Origin of the sequence: Cloacibacterium normanense (assembly GCF_002943105.1) — a bacterium.
In the GTDB taxonomy this organism is placed as follows: Bacteria; Bacteroidota; Bacteroidia; order Flavobacteriales; family Weeksellaceae; genus Cloacibacterium.
Genome location: NZ_PTPZ01000005.1, coordinates 189,719 through 209,408 on the forward strand (window position 1 = coordinate 189,719; position 19,690 = coordinate 209,408).

A 19,690-nucleotide genomic window follows, 5' to 3' on the forward strand; every position below is an offset into this window, starting at 1 on the left:
TAAACGCTTTGTGTATGATTGCAATTGTTGACGGTGGTTCTACAAAATGTGACTGGGTAATTCTAGATCATTCTGGTAAGATTTCTCAAAAGACCGAAACACTCGGTTTTAATCCAAATATTATTAATGCAGATTTGATTCCTCAAGAAATTGAGAAGAATCAGCATCTGTATTTTCTTAAAGAACATTTAAAAGAAATTTATTTTTACGGTTCTGGTTGTGGTACTCCAGAAAATGCAGCTTTGGTAGAAGTCAATTTACAAAAAGCATTTCCACATGCTAAAGTGATTGTAAAAGAAGATATGACGGCTGCTGCTTATGCAGCTTACAATGGTAAACCTGCAATTGTTTGTATTCTAGGGACGGGTTCTAATTCATGTTTTTTTGATGGAGAAACCGTAAGAAGAGATTTGCCATCATTAGGTTTTTTAATTGGTGACGAAGGAAGTGGTTCCGCACTGGGTAAACAATTGTTGCGCAGGTTTTTTATGAAAAAATTGCCCAAAGATTTACACGAAGATTTTATGGCTACTTATCATCTTACCATAGAAGATGCCATCAGAAATATGTATCACAATCCTAGAGCTAATGCTTATCTCGCAGAATTTAATAAATTTGTAGTCCTCAAAAAATCACATCCATATTTTCAAAATATGATATTTGATGAGATGAAAAATTTCTTTGAATATCAAGTGCTTCCTTATGAAGAAGCCAGAGAAGCAGAGATTAACTTTATTGGTTCTATCGCTTTTGTGTACGAAGATATTTTGAGATCTGCCGCCGCAGAACTTAATCTTACCGTAGGAAAAATTGTACAAAAACCTATAGAAAGCCTAGTAGAGTATCATAAAAAATACATTTTCAACCAAGAGGAATAAAAAAATATTTCCTCTTCTTTTTTTAATATAGAATTTACTTTTAATTAAATTTTTTAAAATTTATGTCAAATAAAACGCATAGAGATCAAGAGCAATTTAGAAACGCAGCACTTGATTATCACAGAAATGAACCTAAAGGAAAAATAGAAGTCATTCCCTCTAAACCTCACTCTTCACAGAGAGATTTATCACTAGCTTATTCACCAGGAGTTGCAGAACCTTGTTTAGAAATCGAAAAAAATCCTTCTACTATATATGAATATACCACCAAAGGAAACTTAGTTGCTGTAATTTCAAACGGAACTGCTGTTTTAGGATTGGGAGACATCGGTGCAGAAGCTTCTAAACCAGTAATGGAAGGAAAAGGATTATTGTTTAAAATCTTTGCAGATATCAATGTTTTTGATATTGAAATTAACGAAAAAGATCCAGACAAATTTATAGAAATCGTAAAAGGAATTTCGCCCACTTTTGGTGGAATCAATTTAGAAGATATCAAAGCGCCAGAAGCTTTCTACATAGAACAAAGACTGAAAGAAGAGCTTAATATTCCTTTGATGCATGATGACCAACATGGAACTGCCATCATTTCTGCAGCAGCATTAATTAATGCGTTAGAATTGGCAGATAAAAAAATAGATGAGGTGAAAATGGTGGTAAATGGAGCAGGAGCAGCAGCAATTGCTTGTACCAAATTATACATTGCACTAGGTCTTAAAAAAGAAAACGTATTGATGTGCGATTCTAAAGGAGTAATTAATCATAAGAGAGAAAATCTTACTCCAGAAAAATTAGATTTTATTGCACAAACAGATATTTCTACGTTGGAACAAGCTTTAGAAGGAGCAGATGTTTTTGTTGGTCTATCTAAAGGAGATGTAATGACTGCAAAAATGCTTAGTTCAATGGCGGAAAATCCTGTGGTTTTTGCTTTGGCAAATCCTACTCCAGAGATTGATTATAATCTTGCCATCGCAACGAGACCAGATGTTATTATGGCAACGGGAAGAAGTGATTTTCCTAATCAGGTGAATAACGTTCTTGGTTTCCCATATATTTTCAGAGGTGCATTAGATGTACAAGCTACTGGAATTAATGAGGAAATGAAATTGGCTGCTGTAAAAGCAATCGCAGAATTAGCAAAAGAGCCGGTTCCTGAAATGGTGAAATTGGCTTATAATGTTAAAAATATAGGATTTGGTAGAGAATACTTCATTCCGAAACCATTTGATAATAGATTATTAACCAAAGTTTCCATTGCAGTAGCAAAAGCGGCTATGGAAAGCGGAATTTCTAGAAAACCTATTGCCGATTTCGAAGAATACGAAAATCAGTTGCTAGATAGAATGGGTAGAGATGAAAAACTCATCAGAATGATGCAAAACAGAGCGCGTTCTAATCCAAAACGTGTTACGCTAGGAAATGCTGAAGAATATAATGTATTGAAAGCTGCACAAATTCTTTATGAAGAAGGAATTGCTCATCCTATTTTATTAGGAGAGAAAAAATTCATCAAAGAACAAATGGAAAAATTCGGAATTCATCTAGACGTTCCGATTGTAGATCCTATGGATGATGACCAAGACGAAAATCGTAAAAAATATAGAGAAACGCTTTGGAGACTTCGCAATAGAAAAGGGGTAAATGAATATATTGCCAAAAGATTGGTAAGAAACAGAGATTATTTCGGGCCACTCATGTTACAACATGGTGATACAGACGCACTAATTGTAGGATATTCTAAAAATTACAGAACTGTTCTGAGACCTGTTTTAGAAATTATAGAAAAAGCAAAGGGAGTAGATAAAATTGCTTCTATGATGATGATTTTATCAGATAAAAAGCCTTATTTCTTTGCTGATACTTCTATCAATGTAAATCCTACTCCAGAAGAAATGGCCAACATCGCGAAGATGGCAGAGTTTGCGATTAAATCTTTCGCTATTCAACCAAGAATTGCCATGCTTTCTTACGAAAATTTCTCAGCCAATTCTGAGACGTCTAAAAAAGTAGCAAAAGCAGTGAATATTCTACATCAAAAATATCCAGATATGATTGTAGATGGTGAGTTTCAGCCAGATTTTGCGATGAGTGCAGACCATCTTCAGGATTATCCTTTCTCAAAATTAGGAAAAACTCCTGCCAATACTTTTATCTTCCCGAATCTAGAAAGTGCAAATCTTTCTTATAAAATTATCAGAGGAATGAAAGTAGCACAAGTTGTAGGACCTATTTTATTAGGACTGAAACAACCGGTACACGTTTTACAAATGCGAGCAAGTGTAGATGAAATTGTAAACTTGGCAACTATTGCCGTTTTAGATGCTCAAATGCGCGAAAATCAATAATATTTAAACCGAGAATTTTCTCGGTTTTTTTATTGTTAAATTTTTTTTTCCTCAAAAATAATTATCTAACTTTAACCTTAAAATTAAAATTATGTTTAGCATAAAGTCAAAATTCTTATTAGCAGTAGTATTAATTTCTGGTTACGCTCATTCTCAAGAAGTTGTAAATAAACCATACTACAATTACCAAACAAAAGAGTATCAATCTAAAAAGTCTGTTTTCGTAAATTCTTTGTTGAAAAAGATGACTCTAGACGAAAAACTAGGTCAACTTAATCTTCCCGGAGCAGGTGATATTACAACGGGACAAGCTCAAAGTTCTGATATTGCAAAGAAAATACAAGAAGGAAAAGTAGGTGGTCTCTTTAATATTAAAGGAGTAGAAAAAATTAGAGAAGTTCAAAAAATTGCCGTAGAGAAAAGCCGTTTAAAAATTCCTTTGCTTTTCGGGATGGATGTAATTCATGGTTATGAAACCAATTTTCCTATTCCTCTTGGTTTGGCTTCTTCTTTTGATACTCAATTAGTGCAGCAATCTGCAAGAATAGCAGCAAATGAAGCAAGTGCAAGTGGTATTAACTGGACTTTCTCGCCAATGGTAGATATTTCTAGAGATCCAAGATGGGGAAGAGTAGCAGAAGGAGCTGGAGAAGATCCTTATTTAGGTTCCGAAATGGCAAAAGCAATGGTTTTTGGTTATCAAGGAAAAGATTTATCTCTGAATAATACGATAATGGCTTGTGTAAAACATTTCGCATTGTACGGAGCTCCAGAAGCTGGTAGAGATTATAATACGGTAGACATGAGCCATGTAAGAATGTATAATGAATACTTTCCTCCATATAAAGCTGCTGTAGATGCAGGTGTAGGTTCTGTGATGGCTTCTTTTAATGAAGTAGACGGAATTCCTGCAACAGGAAACAAATGGTTAATGACTGAAGTTCTTAGAAATCAATGGAAATTCAAAGGTTTCGTGGTGACTGATTATACAGGTATTAATGAAATGATAGACCACGGAATGGGAGATTTACAGCAAGTTTCGGCTTTGGCAATGAACGCTGGTGTAGATATGGATATGGTAGGCGAAGGTTTTCTTACTACCCTTAAAAAATCTGTACAAGAAGGAAAAGTAAATATCAAACAAATTGATTTAGCCGTAAAAAGAATTCTTGAAGCAAAATATGATTTAGGACTTTTTGAGGATCCATATAAATATTGTGATGCAAACAGATCAAAAAATGAAGTTTACAGTCAGGCAAACAGAGATATGGCCAGAAATATTGCAGCACAGTCAATGGTTTTAATGAAAAACACCAATGAAATTCTTCCTTTAAAATCTCAAAAAAATATTGCTGTAATTGGGCCATTAGCAGACAATGCTGAAAACATGCCGGGAACTTGGAGCGTTGCTGCAAAACATAAAGATGCGATTTCGCTTTTAGCAGGTCTTAAAAAGACTTTCGGTAATTCTGTGAATTTTACTTATGCTAAAGGTTCTAATATAGATTATGATGCAACTTTCGAACAAAACGCTGCTATGTTTGGCAAAAACACTTACAGAGACAGCAGAAGCAAAGAAGAAATGCTGAAAGAAGCAGTTGAGGTTGCTAATAAAGCAGATGTAATTCTTCTTGCCATTGGCGAAACTGCTGAAATGAGCGGCGAATCTAGTTCTAGAACCAATATTTCTATTCCACAAGCTCAAAAAGATTTATTAAAAGAATTGAAAAAAACAGGTAAGCCAATTGTTTTGGTATTATTTGCAGGTAGAGCAATGGAAATCAATGAAGAAAGTGAATTAGCAGATGCTATTCTTAATGTATGGTTCCCAGGATCAGAAGCTGGTTTAGCAATTTCGGATGTACTTTTTGGTAAAGTAAATCCTTCCGCTAAATTACCGATGACTTTCCCAAGAAGTGTAGGTCAAGTTCCTATTTTCTACAATCACAAAAATACAGGAAGACCTTTAGATACTGAAAAAACAGAGAAATGTGAGTTTCAAAAATTCCGTTCTAATTATTTAGATGAATGTAACACTCCACTTTATCCATTTGGTTATGGTTTAAGTTACACTCAGTTTGCATACAATAATCTAAATGTAAGTTCTAAAAATTTAAAAGGAAACCAAACTTTAAAAGTTTCTGTAGAATTGAAAAATTCTGGAAAATACGACGGTGCAGAAATCGTACAATTATACATCAGAGACATGGTAGGTAGCAATACAAGACCAGTAAAAGAATTGAAAGGTTTCCAAAAAGTGTATTTAAAAGTTGGTGAAACCAAAACGGTTACCTTTAATATAACTCCAGAAGATTTAAAGTTCTATGATAATAACCTAAAATACGATTGGGAATCTGGCGAATTTGAAATTTTTGTAGGAGGTGATTCTCAAAAGACCGTTTCTCAAAAAATCACTTGGAATAAATAAATCTCAAAATATGAGAGCTTTTATCATCGCATTGTTTTCTGTTGTGTTCTTTTCGGCACAGCAGAAAACTTATTGTAATCCTATTAATATAGATTACGGATATACTCCCATTCCTAATTTTGCAACTCAAGGAAAACATAGAGCAACTGCAGATCCAGTAATTGTTAATTTCAAAGGAAAATACTTCCTTTTTAGTACCAATCAATGGGGATATTGGTGGAGTGAAGACATGTTAAATTGGAATTTTATTTCTAGAAAATTCTTAAAACCCGAAAACGAATTTCCAAACAGAGAAGCTGGTAAAGTAGACCATAAATTAGATGTTAATCATCAAGTTTATGATGAATTATGTGCGCCTGCAGTTTTCGAAATGAATGATGAATTGTACGTAATAGGTTCTACACACGGACCGAATTTTGCCATTTGGAAATCTAAAAATCCTACAAAAGATGAATGGGAAATTGCGGTAGATAATTTTAAAGTAGGAGCTTGGGATCCCGCCTTTTTGTATGATAAAGATTTGAAAAAACTGTTCTTGTATTGGGGTTCAAGCAATGAATTTCCACTTCTAGGAACTGAGATTAATACGCAAACATTGCAATCTGAAGGTTACGTAAAACCATTGATGTCTTTGCATCCAGATGATCACGGTTGGGAAAGATTTGGAGAATATAATGACAATACTTTTCTCAAACCATTTATGGAAGGAGCTTGGGTAACTAAGCATAATAATAAGTATTATCTGCAATATGGCGCTCCAGGAACTGAGTTTAGCGGTTACGCAGATGGAGTTTATGTGAGCAATAATCCGCTGGAAGGATTTTCTTATCAAAAACACAACCCTTTCTCATATAAACCCGGTGGTTTTGCAAGAGGAGCAGGACATGGTGCTACTTATCAAGATAATTTCGGGCAATATTGGCATGTTTCTACCATGGTCATTAGCCAAAAAAATAATTTTGAAAGAAGGATTGGAATTTGGCCAGCTGGTTTTGATCAAGATGATGTGATGTACAGTAATACAGCTTACGGTGATTATCCTACTTATCTTCCATATAAAAATGCAGACCATATTAAAGGATTGTTTACAGGTTGGATGTTATTAAATTACAATAAACCTGTTAAAGTTTCTTCTACTTTAGGAAGTTTCCAACCCAATTTTGCAGTAGATGAAGATATTAAAACGTATTGGAGTGCTAAAACTGGTGGCGCTAATGAATATATACAAACAGATTTAGGCGAAAGATCCTTAGTGAAAGCTATTCAAATCAATTTTGCAGACCAAGATGCTGAGTTTTTAGGTAAAACTTTAGGTAAATCTCATCAATATAAAATCTATGCTTCGGATGACGAAAAAAACTGGAAATTAGTGGTAGACAAGTCAAATAACACCAAAGATGTACCTCACGATTATATAGAAATAGAGAAACCATTTACCGCAAGATATCTTAAAATTCAAAACATTAAAATGCCTACTGGCAAATTTGCCATCAGTGGATTGAGAGTTTTCGGAAATGGAAGTGGTGAAAAGCCTCAAAAAGTAGAAAATTTTGTGGTTCTGAGAAATCCAAAAGAAAAAGCAGGAGAGAGAAGAAGTTCATGGTTAAAATGGAAGCAAAATAACTTAGCAGATGGCTATGTAATTTACTTTGGAAAGTCTCCAGACAAGATGTACGGAAGTATTATGGTTTATGGTAAGAATGACTACTATTTTACCGGGATGGATGCTGCAGATACTTATTATTTTCAGATAGAAGCCTTCAATAATAATGGTATTTCAGAAAAAACCGAAATTGCAAAAGTTGAGTAATTCATAAAAAAGAGCTTGTATAAAGGCTTCAGATTTACTTTTTTAATGATTTTTAACATTTTTTTTAAAAAATTAACAAAATAAATGTTATGGATTAAATAAAATTGTACATTTGATTTTATATTTTGTCTCAAAATAAGATAATAAAAAATAATTTTTAATTCATTATTGTTATGGTGAAAAACACTGTGAAATTAACAAGTATGATAGCTGCAATTTACTTATTTGCAGGATATCAAGAATTAAGCGCTCAAACAAAAGATTCGCTTAAAGAAAAGCAAATAGAAGAGGTAGTGATGATTGGGTATGGTAGTAGAAAAAAAGTAGATAATACTACTTCTATCAGCTCTTTAAACCCAGAAGAAATTACAAAAACAAAAGTTCTTAATGCTACTCAAGCTATTCAAGGGAAAGCTGCAGGTGTAACTGTAATCGCTTCTGATTTACCAGGTTCTACGCCTACGGTAATTATTAGAGGTTTAGGTACTGCGGAAAGTGGAAGAACTCCACTTTATGTTGTTGATGGGATGTTTGTTGATAATATTAATAATATTAACTCAAACGACATTCTCACTTATGATATTTTGAAAGATGCATCTGCGTTGGCTATTTATGGAAACAGAGCTGCAAATGGAGTAATTATTGTAACAACTAAAAGCGGAAAAGGAAAAAAAATCACTGTTGAATATGATGGATTTACAGGGGTAAGAATGCCGTTAAAAAAAGTTAAAATGGCAGGTAGTAATTTGTTTTCTTATTATACAAATACTGCATTGTCAAGTACAAAATTCTCTCAAGATCAGCCAATTAATACAGATTGGTTTGATGCTATAACGCGTACGGGAACATATAACCAACATAATGTATCCCTTTCTGGTGCTTCAGAAAATGCTAAATACTTTTTAAGTTTGAGCAATTATGATGAAAAAGCAATTTTAAAAGGTTCTGATTTTAACCGAGCTACAGTTAGAACCAATAATGAATTTAAGGTTAGCAAAGGAATTACGATTTCTCAAAACTTTAGTGTAGCATTTAATAATGTTACACCTAAGCCTTTAGGTGTTTTCACTACAGCTTATAAACAATCTCCTATAGTTCCTTTATATTATCCAGACGGAAAATATGGGGTATCTTTTGTGGGGGCTAATGGATTTGCATCTCCTACAGGTTCTTCATTTAACAATGTAGGTAATCCTCTTGCACAATTAAATTTCTTTAAAGAAAGACAAAATGCAGTAACACTACAGGGAGGATTAAAATTGGATATGAGTATTTTAAAAGATTTAAAATTAACATCACAATTTAATGGAGAATATTATAACTTTAAAAGTTATAATTATGCAGATTCTAAAGCAATTTGGTTGGCAGCAGACCCTACAAGAGTTTCTAGTGCATACAAAGCTGAAGACCCTATTAATTTATTAAATAATACCAAAACAGATTATTTTAATTGGGTACTAACAAATTACTTAACCTATAATAAAAAAATTGGAGTACATGATATTGAAGCTACTGTGGGGATGGAAGTCTCTGAGAGAAGTGGAGAAAATTATTTCTATATGCAAAGAAAGAACATGATTGCTAATAGTAATTATTGGGATTTAGATGGTCAAAATTATCAAAGTCAAATTAATATAGTAAATAGCAGAAATGGAAATAATAACAGAACTACATCTTATTTTGCTAGAGGTCAGTATAAGTTAATGAATAAATATTTAGTTACTGCCACAATTAGAAGGGATGGTTCTTCACAATTTATGGAAGGTAGCAAATGGGGTAATTTCCCAGCATTTGGTTTAGGATGGGTTATCTCTGAGGAAAACTTCTTAAAAGATAATTCTGTAATTAACCTTTTAAAATTAAGAGGAGGTTGGGGTAGATTAGGAAACCAAAATGTACGACTTAATATTTTACCTTTCGCTACAGGAGATGTATATAATTATGCATTTGGTGGTTTAACCTCTTCAAGTGGTAATACAATAGATCAAGTTTATGATCCAAATCTTTCTTGGGAAGTTACGGAAGAATCTACAGTTGGTTTAGATTATGAATTGTTAAATAGAAGATTAAGAGGTTCAGTAGATGTTTATAACAGAGTGACTAAAAATATCATTTTAGGAGCAATTCCTCTTCTGACTTCTGGTATTTCTAATTATGGTTATGCTCATTTAGGAGAAGTAACCAATAAAGGGATAGAACTTGGATTGAGTTGGGATGATAAAATCAATGAAAATTTAAGCTATAGCATTGGTGGTAATTATTCTTACAATGATAATAAACTGAATAAAGTAGCAACTAATATTAACCCAATCAGAGGTGGTAGTCTTGGTAATGGACAATACACTAAATTGCTTTCAGAATTGGCACTTAATCAACCTTTAGGAAGTTTCTGGTTATGGGAAGTTTCTGGAAAAGATGCCAATGGTAATTTTACCTATGTAGATGTAGATGGTGACGGTAGAACAGGAGCAAATGACTTGGATGATAGAAAATTTATGGGCTCATATATTCCTAAGTCTACATTTGGTGTTAATATAGGCTTGAAATATAAAAATGTAGATTTTTCAGCCAATGGATATGGAACATTTGGTGCTAAAGTTTATAATGGAAAAAAAGCTCAAAGATTCTCTGGAGAAAATATAGAATATAGTGTGGCTAATGATTTTTGGACCGCTACCAATACAGATTCTGCAAATCCAGCACCTTTTAATGCGGTTCCAATTGCGTCTGATTATTATTTAGAATCAGGAGATTTCTTTAGAGTAAATAACATCACTCTCGGGTATACATTAAGTAAAACTGTAGATTATCTTTCAAATGTTAGACTTTATGTAAGTGCTATTAACCCTATAATTATCCAAAAGTTTTCTGGATTCAGTCCAGAGCTTAATGCAAACGGGAATCCTTATGATTTAACAGGAGTAGAGCTAGATGCTTATCCTACTTTAAGATCATTTGTATTTGGAATTAATCTTAAATTTTAAAATTTGAAATCATGAATAAAAAAATAATATTATTGTCCTCTATTTTGCTTTTATCTTTGTCTTCACAAAGTTGCAGCAATGATTATTTAGATGTTCCGCTAACACAATCTATTTCAGCAGAAGACCTATCTTTATATAATAATAACGCAGGAGCTGAAGGATTCGTAACTGCTATTTATGCTAAATTTTTAGATTGGAATGTAAGTTCATTCTCATGGATTGGTATCACAAGTATTGCAAGTGATGAAGCAGATAAAGGCTCTTCTCCAGGAGATACAGGGGGTGATAAAAATTTATTAGATGCACTTAATTTTACTCCAACTGGAGGTTCTATAGAAGAAGTTTTCAAAGCTAATTACCAAATTGTAAATAGATGTAATCAGGCGCTATTTTTTATACCTCAGTTAAATAATGCAGATGCAGCACTAAGAGATAGATTAATTGGAGAAGCTAAGTTTCTTAGAGCATTTACTTATTTTACTTTAGTAAGAACTTATGGAGGAGTACCTATTGTAGATCATGTCCCAGTAGCAGGAAATGAAGATGATAGAGTAATGCAGCTTACAAGAAAATCAAAAGAAGAAGTCTATGCATTTATAGAAAAAGACTTAAGAGACGCTATTAATGCATTACCAGAAAAATCTGCTTATACAGGAGCAAACGTAGGTAGAGCTTCTAAAGGAGCAGCTTATGCTCTATTAGCTAAAGTTTCTTTATACCAAAAGAAATGGCAACAAGTTATAGACAACTGTAATATGGTTACTGGGTATTCATTAACTCCAGATTTCCAAGAAATTTATAAAATTACAGGTGAAAACAATGCTGAATCTATTTTTGAAATTCAAGGACAAGGCGGTATAGGTAAACCAGGAATACAACAATATTCTCAGACTCAAGGAGCTCGTGGAGCTGGAGGCTGGGGTTGGGGCTTTAGTACTCCTTCTCAAGGATTAGTAGATGCTTTTAATGAACAAGGTGATACTGAAAGAAGAGATGCAACCATCATTTTTAGAAATTCTACCCTTTATGATGGAAGAGTAGTTCCTGCTACAGTAGAGAATCCTTATTATAACTACAAAGCGTATTCGTCTAACTTCTCTGGTAATGATGATTCAGACGCTAATATTAGATATTTAAGATATGCAGAAGTTCTGCTTATGAAAGCAGAAGCTTTAAATGAACTTAACCAAACAAGTGCTGCTGCTCCATTCCTTAACCAAGTGAGAAACAGAGCAGGTTTAGCAAATACCACTGCTACAACCCAAGCAGATTTCAGAACAGCTATTTACAAAGAAAGAAGATTAGAATTGGCTTTTGAGCATGACAGATGGTATGATATCATTAGAACAGGTCAGGCTCAAGCTGCAATGGCTGCTAATGGAAAAACTTTTGTAGTTGGCAAGCATGAGGTTTATCCTATTCCTCAATCTTTTATCAATGAATCTAAAGGGTTGTCTCAACAAAATCCTGGTTATTAATCTTTAATTTAATTATTATGAAAAAACTTAAAATAAGTTCACTTTTTATTCTTAGTGCTTTTTTGTTTAGTTGCGAAGATAGTATAGATAAAGAAAACTTGCCTATTCCATATCCAGCAATTGGAGGTTATGAAAATTCAGACGATATAGCTTCAGGTGATTTAGTTGCTAAGTTTAGTTTTGAAGATAATCTTTCTGATTCAAGAAATAATATAACAGGAGCAGTACCAAATAATGTGGCTTATGCAGTAGGCGCTAAAGGTAAAGCTTATGATGGATCAGCAACTCAACTAAGATATGCAGTTGCTAATGCTAATTCAGCAATTACAGCACTCAATAATTTTACTATTTCATTTTGGATGAAATCAGCAAATACTGTTTCTCCAAGTACGCCTGGTCAAGGAAAAGGTGCGCAAGGTATTTTTACAATAGTAAGACCAACTGAATTCTGGGGAGGTATAAATTTATATATTGAAAACCCTGATACAGCTTTTCCAGATAGAATAAGATTAAAATTAGGAGTGGAAAACGGCAGAAGTGCAGTAGTTTGGAGAGGTCAAAGTGTTATTATGAATATTGATGGGCAGAAAAACAAATGGATCCATGTTACGATGACATATGACTCTAATACTAGTAAGGTGAGTTGTTATTTAAATGGTGAACTAGCTAGTAATCTTAGTGGTTTTGCTTATGCTCCTGCAACAGGACTAATTGGCTCGGCTCCTTGGTTTTCAGACGATCCAGGCAGTATTGATAATACAAAAAATGTTCCAGGTTATGGCGTGTTACAAATGGTTGGAACAAACGGCAAGATTGTAATAGGGAATCACCAATTTGAAACCGTGCCTTCTCAAAATGGAGGTGGTCAAGAAGATTGGGCAACAAGTTTCGCTGGTCAATTAGATGAGTTTAGAATATATAAAGCGGCATTAAAACCTAATGAAGTTTCATCATTGTATCAGCTCGAAAAGAACAATAGATAATAATAATTTTGAGCCATCTTTATGATGGCTCTTTTTAGATCCATTAATATGAAAAAAATATTGTCCATTTTTTTGATTTCATCTTTATTCTTATTCTCTTGCAACGACGATGATTCACCAAAAGGAGGAGGAACACCTTTACCTACAAATCCTACAGATCCTCCCAAAGCTTACACAGACCCAGAAATAATAGAAATGGTTCAGAAAGATGCGCTTAAATATTTTTGGGATTATGCACAATCTACTTCTAAACTGGCTAGAGAAAGATATCATACAGATAATCCTGGTCAAGATGCTCATGTAGTTTCAACTGGTGGTTCTGGTTTCGGATTGATGACGATTTTAGTAGGGATTAAAAATGGTTATGTTACTAGAACCGATGCCGTTTCTAGATTATCGACCGCTCTTAATTTCTTACAAAATGCCAATCGTTTTCATGGAGCTTGGCCACATTGGATGGATGGGAATACAGGGAATGTTATTCCTTTCAGCACAAAAGATAATGGAGGAGATTTAGTAGAAACAGCTTTTCTAGCTCAAGGTTTAATCTGTGTAAGAGAATATTTCAAAAATTCTACAGATGCCACAGAATTAGCCATTTCAAAGAAAGCAGACGATTTGTGGAAAGGAATCGAGTGGAATTGGTATACTCAAGGTCAAAACGTTTTGTATTGGCATTGGTCACCCAATTATAATTTTGAGATGAATCACCAATTACGAGGTTTTGATGAAACTTTAATCACCTATGTTTTAGCAGCAGCTTCACCTAATTATGCTATTGAAAAAACGGTTTATACCGAAGGTTGGGCAAGAAGTGGTGCTATAAAAACATCTGCCTCACAATACGGAATTCCTTTAATAGTAAATCATAACGGAGCAAACGGAACAGTTGGCCCTATGTTTTGGTCTCATTATTCTTTCTTAGGATTAGATCCTAGAGGTTTAAGAGATGACTATGTAAATTATGGAGATGCAGTAGTAAATCATTCCAAAATTATGTATCAGTACTGTGTTACCAATCCTAAAAGCTGGCAAGGATATAATTCTAAAAGTTGGGGTTTAACGGCAAGTTATTCCAGAAATCCTCAAACTGGCGGAGATGATTATGCAGCACATCAGCCGAATAATGACTTAGGAATAATTTCGCCTACAGCAGCTATTTCGGATATGCCTTATACGCCTACAGAAAGCATGAATTTTTTAAGATTTTTATACAATGAAAATTATAAAAAATACATCGGTGTAGCAGGACCTTATGATGCATATTCTATACATTACAATTGGGTTACTCCAAGATATTTAGCAATAGATCAGGGAACAATCGCGCCGATGGTAGAAAACCATCGTTCGGCATTTTTGTGGCAATTGTTTATGAATGCTCCAGATGTAAAACAAGGTTTACTGAAATTAGGTTTCCATTCTACTCAATATGGATTCTAAAAATTCATTCGAATAGGTTTAATTATTAATAAAAATGAAAAAAATAATCATATTTCTTTTTGCAAGTTTCATGCTGAGTTCTTGTCAGTCTCAGAAAACCGTGACAGAGAGCAAGAATACAGAAATTTCAAAATTAACAGACCAACAATTAATGGATAAGGTTCAAAAAGATGCACTCAAATATTTTTGGGATTATGCAGAACCTAATTCATTGCTCGGAAGAGAACGCTATCACGAAGACAATATCTATCCTCAAAATGATAAACATGTAGTGACTACAGGTGGTTCAGGTTTTGGTTTAGCCACCGTTTTGGTAGGAGTAGAAAGAGGTTTTATTCCAAGAGATGAAGCCGTAAAAAGACTCAATACAATGATGGATTTCTTAGCCAAAGCAGATCGTTTTCACGGAGCTTGGAGTCATTGGATTAATGGAGAAACAGGAAAAGTAGTTCCTTTTGGCAGAAAAGACAATGGTGGAGATTTAGTAGAAACTGCTTTTCTCACTTCAGGGATTTTAATGGTTCGCGAATATTTTAAAGATGGTAATGCAGAAGAAAAAGCATTGGCTCAAAAATGTGATGAACTTTGGAAAGGAATCGAATGGAATTGGTATACCAAAGGTGGCGAAAAAGTGTTGTATTGGCATTGGTCACCAGAATATCAGTGGGAGATGAATTTCCCATTGCAAGGTTATAACGAATGTTTGATTACTTATATTTTAGCGGCTTCATCGCCTACTCATGCAATAGATGCAGAAACTTATTACCAAGGCTGGACTAGAAACGGAGCTTATCTTACTGATAAATCTAAGTACGGACTTCCGCTTTATGTGAAACACAATTATTCTGAGGAATATGGTGGTCCTTTATTTTGGGCACATTATTCGTACATTGGTTTAGACCCAACTGGTTTAAGTGATAAACTCATCAAGAATTATTTTGATTTGAATAAAAACCAAGTGCTTATCGATTATAAATATTGTGTAGAAAATCCTAAAAATTGGAAAGGTTATGGCGAAAATTATTGGGGACTTACCGCAAGTTATACCAGAAATAAAGATGGTGGAGTAGGTTATACCGCTCATCAACCTACAGAAGATAGAGGCGTTATTACACCAACTGCTGCTTTGAGTAGTTTTCCGTATTCACCAAAAGAATCGATGAATTTTTTAAGATTTATGTACACGCAGAAACCAGAATTTATAGGTAGTGCAGGTCCTTTTGATGCAACTTCTATTCATTATGATAATTGGTTTACACCACGTTATTTGGCTATTGACCAAGGAACGATTGCTCCCATGATTGAAAATTACAGAACAGGTTTCCTTTGGAAGTTGTTTATGAACGCACCAGAAATCAAACAAGGGCTTAAAAAGCTAGAATTCAAATCTGAGAAGTATAACATTAAATAAATATGAAGATGAAATTCATTTTAAAAATCACGGCATTACTTGCATTCGGCTTTCTCAGTCAAGCAAATGCTCAAGAAATAAAAGCAGAATTCAAGAAAGAAGTAAAAGTAGAAAAAAATATTTCCTACTTTTTTGATTATCCTCAAAACGCTAAAGGAAATGTTCCGTTGATTGTTTTTTTACACGGTTCTGGCGAAAGAGGAACCAATTTAGAAATGGTAAAAGCGCACAGTCCGTTTACCTATAAAAATTTAATGCAGGAACCTGTGGCAATTCTTGCGCCGCAATGTCCCGAAAATATGTGGTGGGATACACAAGCCGTATATTTTTTGATTCAAGAAATCGTGCAGAAATATAAAATAGATGCGTCTAGAATTTACCTTACAGGTTTATCTATGGGAGGTTGGGGAACGCTGAAATTGGCAGGAGAACATCCTGAAATGTTTGCAGCAGTAGCTTCTGTTTGTGCACCTACAGACAGAGTAATGTTGGCGAATATTCATAATTATAAAGATATGAACCTGAAAATTTATCATGGCGGAATGGATGATGTGGTGTTGCCAGAAAACGCGACTAATTTTTGGATGAAAGTTCACCCGATTAATCCAAAAGCAGAACTCATTCTCTTCCCGAACGATAATCACAATTCTTGGGATTCTACTTATTCTAACCCAGAATTTTACAAGTGGCTTCTCTCACAGAAAAAGAAATAACCGTTTTACAAATCAAAAACCCCTCCAAATTTTTTGGAGGGGTTTGTTTTTTACAGAATAAGTCACGGATTGGAAATTCGCAACATCAAGATTTTTTAAAAAATTGTTGGAATAGGATTTTTGAATTCTCCATATTTTAAATATTCAATTACCATAAGAATTATATAGATAAAAACTAGAGAACTTAAAAGAGTTAAGAAGTAATAGGTGATTTTATGTTTATTATGACTTACTAATATTTCTTTGCCTTTTTCGATCTGAATTACATCTAAATATTCGTTTTTTTTAGGGTTTGAATTCTCAAAATATATTTTTATTTTATCGCCAATCCTAATTTCATTTTCAAGTTTTGAATAATTTTTTGTCATATTATATACAGCAAAATCTTCATTAAAATTAGATACTTTTATAAAGAATATTTTAGAATTATTGTCAGTTTTTATAATTCCTTTTTCAAGTACATTACTATCAATTTGAGAATATTCAGTTAATTTTTTTGAAGCGTTACTATAAAATATAAAAGTCAGAAATAAAAATAAAGTAAGACCAAATACTAAGGCAAATAGATTCAAAATTTTTGTCAACATACAATCTTGTGTGAATTTTTTGTGAACCTGTAGATAAGACTCAAATATGGAAAAAATTTCTATAAAATCTTTTTAGAAAATCCACTATTATTGAATATCACTTATCCCTATTTCGTTCCAATTTTTTAATCTATATAAAATGCACACTTTCTACGCATACATTCCTTCAATCAAGGCTTTGAATTTTTCAAGAATAATTTTACGTTTTATTTTTAACGTTGGGGTAATTTCGCCACGTTCTATGGTAAATTCTTCTGGTAAAAGTTTGAATTTTTTAATTTTTTCAAAACTTGCAAATTCCTTTTGAATATCGTTCACTACTTTTTCAAAAGTTTCCTTAATGAAAGGCGTTTCCAGTAATTTTTTCTTTTCTTCAATATTTAGAGAAAGGTAATTTTTAAATTCCTCGTATTTCTCTATCAAGGTTTCAAAATTAGGAACAATCACCGCAGAAACATAAGGTTTTCCTTCGGCAATTACCATCGCTTGAGCAATATAAGGATTGCTTTGTAATGGGATTTCTATGCTTTGTGGCGCAATATATTTTCCGTTAGAAGTTTTCATTAAATCCTTTATTCTATCGGTAATGTAGAGATTTCCTTCTTCGTCTATTCTACCAGCATCACCCGTTCTGAAATATCCATCTTCCGTGAAAACTTTAGCTGTTTCTTCTTCGTTTTTGTAGTATCCTTTCATCACACCTTGGTATTTTACCAAGATTTCATCATCCGCTCCTATTTTAAATTCTACACCAGGTAGAGCTTTTCCTACGCTTCCGTACACATAATTTTTCGGAGGAAGTGCAGTAACTGTAGCAGTAGTTTCGGTAAGTCCATACCCTACAATCACGGGTAAACCAATAGCTGCAAAAAATTCTGAAATTTCTTTTTTCAGCATCGCTCCACCACAAGGTAAAAACGAAAGATTTCCGCCCAATTCATTTTTAATTTTTCTGAAAACCAATTTGTCAAAGAAACTAAACTGTAATTGTAAACCAAACGGAACTTTAGCACCTGTTCTTTTTTTATCAGCTACTTTAGCGCCCACTTCCAAAGCTTTTTTGAAAAGTTTTTGTTTCGTAGATGAAGAAGCTTCTATTTTTTTAACTAAAGTTTGATATACTTTTTCGTAGAATCTTGGTACGGCACACATTGCAGTTGGGTGAACATGTTTCAGAGTGTTCAAGATATTTTTTGGGTCTTCTAAAATGGCAACTTCACCACCTTGTGAAAGTACAAAAAGCGACCAACTTCTTTCGAAAATATGACTTAATGGTAAAAATGCCAAAGATTTCATGTCGTACAAATTGTCGAAACTGAAAAATTCTTTGTGTGCCACAACTACCGCTTTGAAACCACCATGTGTAAGCATTACACCTTTCGGGATTCCTGTAGTTCCAGAAGTGTAAAGAATGGTTGCCAAATCTTCATCGGTAATTTCGATGAGGTTTCTTTCCGTAGCAAAATGCTTGATGAAATCTGGGAAATAGGTAATGTTTTCGGCTTCGTCTTTTATCACATGAGACGTGAAAATATGTAATTTTTTGCCCAAATGTTTTTCGGCACTTTTCAGAATTTCAAGTTGAGGAGTATCTCCCACCAAAATATGTTGCATTTCGGTTTGCTTGATGATATATTCGGTTTGGTCATAATTATTGGTGGCGTAAATGGGAATGGTAATCGCCCCCAACATTTGCACGGCAACGTCAAAAATAATCCAATCTTTAGAATTTTGAGAAAAAACACCTACGCAATCTCCCTTTTTTACGTCTAGAGTATGCAATCCGTTTGCAGTTTGGCAAACCATTGCCCAGAATTTTTTCCAAGTAAGAATCTCTATTTCGTCACCGTTTCTAAAGCTAAGAGCGGTTTTCTGTGGGAATTTTTTGGTGTTTTCTTCTAAAAGCTGAAGTAGGTTTTTCATTATCTGTTTACTATTTATAATATAACTTCCCAAAATTACGAATTATTGCATGTTTTATACCTATAAATTGATTTTTTAATTTTTAGAGATTTGTTATCTTTGAAGATTATTAAAAAACTATGATTTTTTCATTAAAAGGTATTGTTCAAGAACTTACTCCTACCTATGTGGTGATAGAGGTAAATGGAGTGGGTTATTATGTAGGCATTTCTTTGCAAACGTCTCAGCGACTTTCTTTAGGAAAGGAAGTTTTTCTTTTTACACAGCAAATCATCAGAGAAGATGCACATTTGCTTTTCGGGTTTTATACCAAAGAAGAAAAAGAAATGTTTAATCTCTTAATTTCGGTAAACGGAGTGGGTGCAGTTTCTGCGCTGATTTTGCTTTCTTCATTAGATCTTAAAGACATTGCACAAGCGATTCTCAATAAAAATTCTGCGCTGCTCCAAAAAGTAAAAGGAATTGGTGCTAAAACCGCCGAAAGAATTATCGTAGATTTACGAGATAAGGTAGAAAAATTCGGGGTTTCTGCGGAGAACATTTCTGCTTTTGCAGACAATAAAGTGAAAGAAGAATCGTTATCTGCTTTAGAAGTTTTAGGGATTCCTAAAAAGATGAGCGAGAAGATTGCCGATAGAATTTTAAAACAAAATCCAGATTTGCAAACCGAAGAATTGGTGAAGCAAATTCTAAAAATGATATAAACA

The 19,690-nt window shown here is 33.7% G+C and carries 13 protein-coding genes; 11 read left to right on the forward strand and 2 right to left on the reverse strand.

The window, feature by feature from the left end:
* Positions 1-14: 14 nt before the first annotated feature.
* The 10 genes from C3729_RS09765 to C3729_RS09810 all read left to right on the forward strand — a co-directional run bounded on the left by C3729_RS09765 (position 15) and on the right by C3729_RS09810 (position 16,473).
* Positions 15-878, forward strand: a complete 864-nt coding sequence (locus C3729_RS09765; RefSeq protein ID WP_104793959.1) for a BadF/BadG/BcrA/BcrD ATPase family protein — start codon at positions 15-17, stop codon at positions 876-878.
* Positions 879-940: 62 nt separating this feature from the next.
* Complete coding sequence (locus C3729_RS09770; RefSeq protein ID WP_104793960.1) at positions 941-3,226, forward strand: NADP-dependent malic enzyme; 2,286 nt, start codon at positions 941-943, stop codon at positions 3,224-3,226.
* Positions 3,227-3,317: 91 nt separating this feature from the next.
* Positions 3,318-5,654 (forward strand): beta-glucosidase BglX, encoded by a 2,337-nt coding sequence (bglX, locus tag C3729_RS09775; RefSeq protein WP_104793961.1) that lies wholly within the window; start codon positions 3,318-3,320, stop codon positions 5,652-5,654.
* Between the two features lie 10 nt (positions 5,655-5,664).
* Positions 5,665-7,464, forward strand: a complete 1,800-nt coding sequence (locus C3729_RS09780; protein WP_104793982.1) for a discoidin domain-containing protein — start codon at positions 5,665-5,667, stop codon at positions 7,462-7,464.
* Positions 7,465-7,667: 203 nt separating this feature from the next.
* Positions 7,668-10,448 carry a SusC/RagA family TonB-linked outer membrane protein gene (locus C3729_RS09785; RefSeq protein WP_317615413.1) on the forward strand — a complete coding sequence of 927 codons (2,781 nt, stop codon included), beginning with the start codon at positions 7,668-7,670 and terminating at the stop codon, positions 10,446-10,448.
* 11 nt (positions 10,449-10,459) lie between these two features.
* Complete coding sequence (locus C3729_RS09790) at positions 10,460-11,926, forward strand: RagB/SusD family nutrient uptake outer membrane protein (protein ID WP_104793963.1); 1,467 nt, start codon at positions 10,460-10,462, stop codon at positions 11,924-11,926.
* A gap of 17 nt (positions 11,927-11,943) precedes the next feature.
* Positions 11,944-12,909, forward strand: coding sequence for a LamG-like jellyroll fold domain-containing protein (locus C3729_RS09795; protein WP_104793964.1), 966 nt, complete (start codon positions 11,944-11,946; stop codon positions 12,907-12,909).
* A gap of 48 nt (positions 12,910-12,957) precedes the next feature.
* The gene (locus C3729_RS09800; RefSeq protein ID WP_104793965.1) at positions 12,958-14,349 is read left to right on the forward strand and encodes a glucoamylase family protein; all 1,392 of its coding nucleotides are present in this window, start codon (positions 12,958-12,960) and stop codon (positions 14,347-14,349) included.
* Positions 14,350-14,383: 34 nt separating this feature from the next.
* Positions 14,384-15,760, forward strand: a complete 1,377-nt coding sequence (locus C3729_RS09805; protein ID WP_104793966.1) for a glucoamylase family protein — start codon at positions 14,384-14,386, stop codon at positions 15,758-15,760.
* 8 nt (positions 15,761-15,768) lie between these two features.
* Positions 15,769-16,473 (forward strand): prolyl oligopeptidase family serine peptidase, encoded by a 705-nt coding sequence (locus C3729_RS09810; RefSeq protein ID WP_104793983.1) that lies wholly within the window; start codon positions 15,769-15,771, stop codon positions 16,471-16,473.
* Positions 16,474-16,568: 95 nt separating this feature from the next.
* On the opposite strand, the gene C3729_RS09815 is transcribed toward C3729_RS09810, so the two are convergent.
* Positions 16,569-17,060: a hypothetical protein gene (locus C3729_RS09815; RefSeq protein ID WP_104793967.1), complete on the reverse strand. Its 492-nt coding sequence runs from the start codon at positions 17,058-17,060 to the stop codon at positions 16,569-16,571.
* A 150-nt stretch (positions 17,061-17,210) separates the two neighbouring features.
* The gene (locus tag C3729_RS09820) at positions 17,211-18,983 is read right to left on the reverse strand and encodes an AMP-dependent synthetase/ligase (RefSeq protein WP_104793968.1); all 1,773 of its coding nucleotides are present in this window, start codon (positions 18,981-18,983) and stop codon (positions 17,211-17,213) included.
* 119 nt (positions 18,984-19,102) lie between these two features.
* On the opposite strand from C3729_RS09820, the gene ruvA reads away from it, so the two are divergent.
* A complete protein-coding gene (ruvA, locus tag C3729_RS09825) occupies positions 19,103-19,687 on the forward strand; it encodes a Holliday junction branch migration protein RuvA (RefSeq protein ID WP_104793969.1) in 585 nt (194 codons plus the stop codon).
* Positions 19,688-19,690: the final 3 nt, after the last annotated feature.

Coding starts and splice junctions, on each gene's coding strand:
- C3729_RS09800 (WP_104793965.1), top strand. CDS start 12,958: ATGAAAAAAATATTGTCCATTTTTTTGATTTCATCTTTATTCTTATTC.
- C3729_RS09780 (WP_104793982.1), top strand. CDS start 5,665: ATGAGAGCTTTTATCATCGCATTGTTTTCTGTTGTGTTCTTTTCGGCA.
- C3729_RS09770 (WP_104793960.1), top strand. CDS start 941: ATGTCAAATAAAACGCATAGAGATCAAGAGCAATTTAGAAACGCAGCA.
- C3729_RS09810 (WP_104793983.1), top strand. CDS start 15,769: ATGAAATTCATTTTAAAAATCACGGCATTACTTGCATTCGGCTTTCTC.
- C3729_RS09805 (WP_104793966.1), top strand. CDS start 14,384: ATGAAAAAAATAATCATATTTCTTTTTGCAAGTTTCATGCTGAGTTCT.
- C3729_RS09785 (WP_317615413.1), top strand. CDS start 7,668: ATGATAGCTGCAATTTACTTATTTGCAGGATATCAAGAATTAAGCGCT.
- C3729_RS09815 (WP_104793967.1), bottom strand. CDS start 17,060: ATGTTGACAAAAATTTTGAATCTATTTGCCTTAGTATTTGGTCTTACT.
- C3729_RS09820 (WP_104793968.1), bottom strand. CDS start 18,983: ATGAAAAACCTACTTCAGCTTTTAGAAGAAAACACCAAAAAATTCCCA.
- C3729_RS09795 (WP_104793964.1), top strand. CDS start 11,944: ATGAAAAAACTTAAAATAAGTTCACTTTTTATTCTTAGTGCTTTTTTG.
- ruvA (WP_104793969.1), top strand. CDS start 19,103: ATGATTTTTTCATTAAAAGGTATTGTTCAAGAACTTACTCCTACCTAT.
- C3729_RS09790 (WP_104793963.1), top strand. CDS start 10,460: ATGAATAAAAAAATAATATTATTGTCCTCTATTTTGCTTTTATCTTTG.
- C3729_RS09765 (WP_104793959.1), top strand. CDS start 15: ATGATTGCAATTGTTGACGGTGGTTCTACAAAATGTGACTGGGTAATT.
- bglX (WP_104793961.1), top strand. CDS start 3,318: ATGTTTAGCATAAAGTCAAAATTCTTATTAGCAGTAGTATTAATTTCT.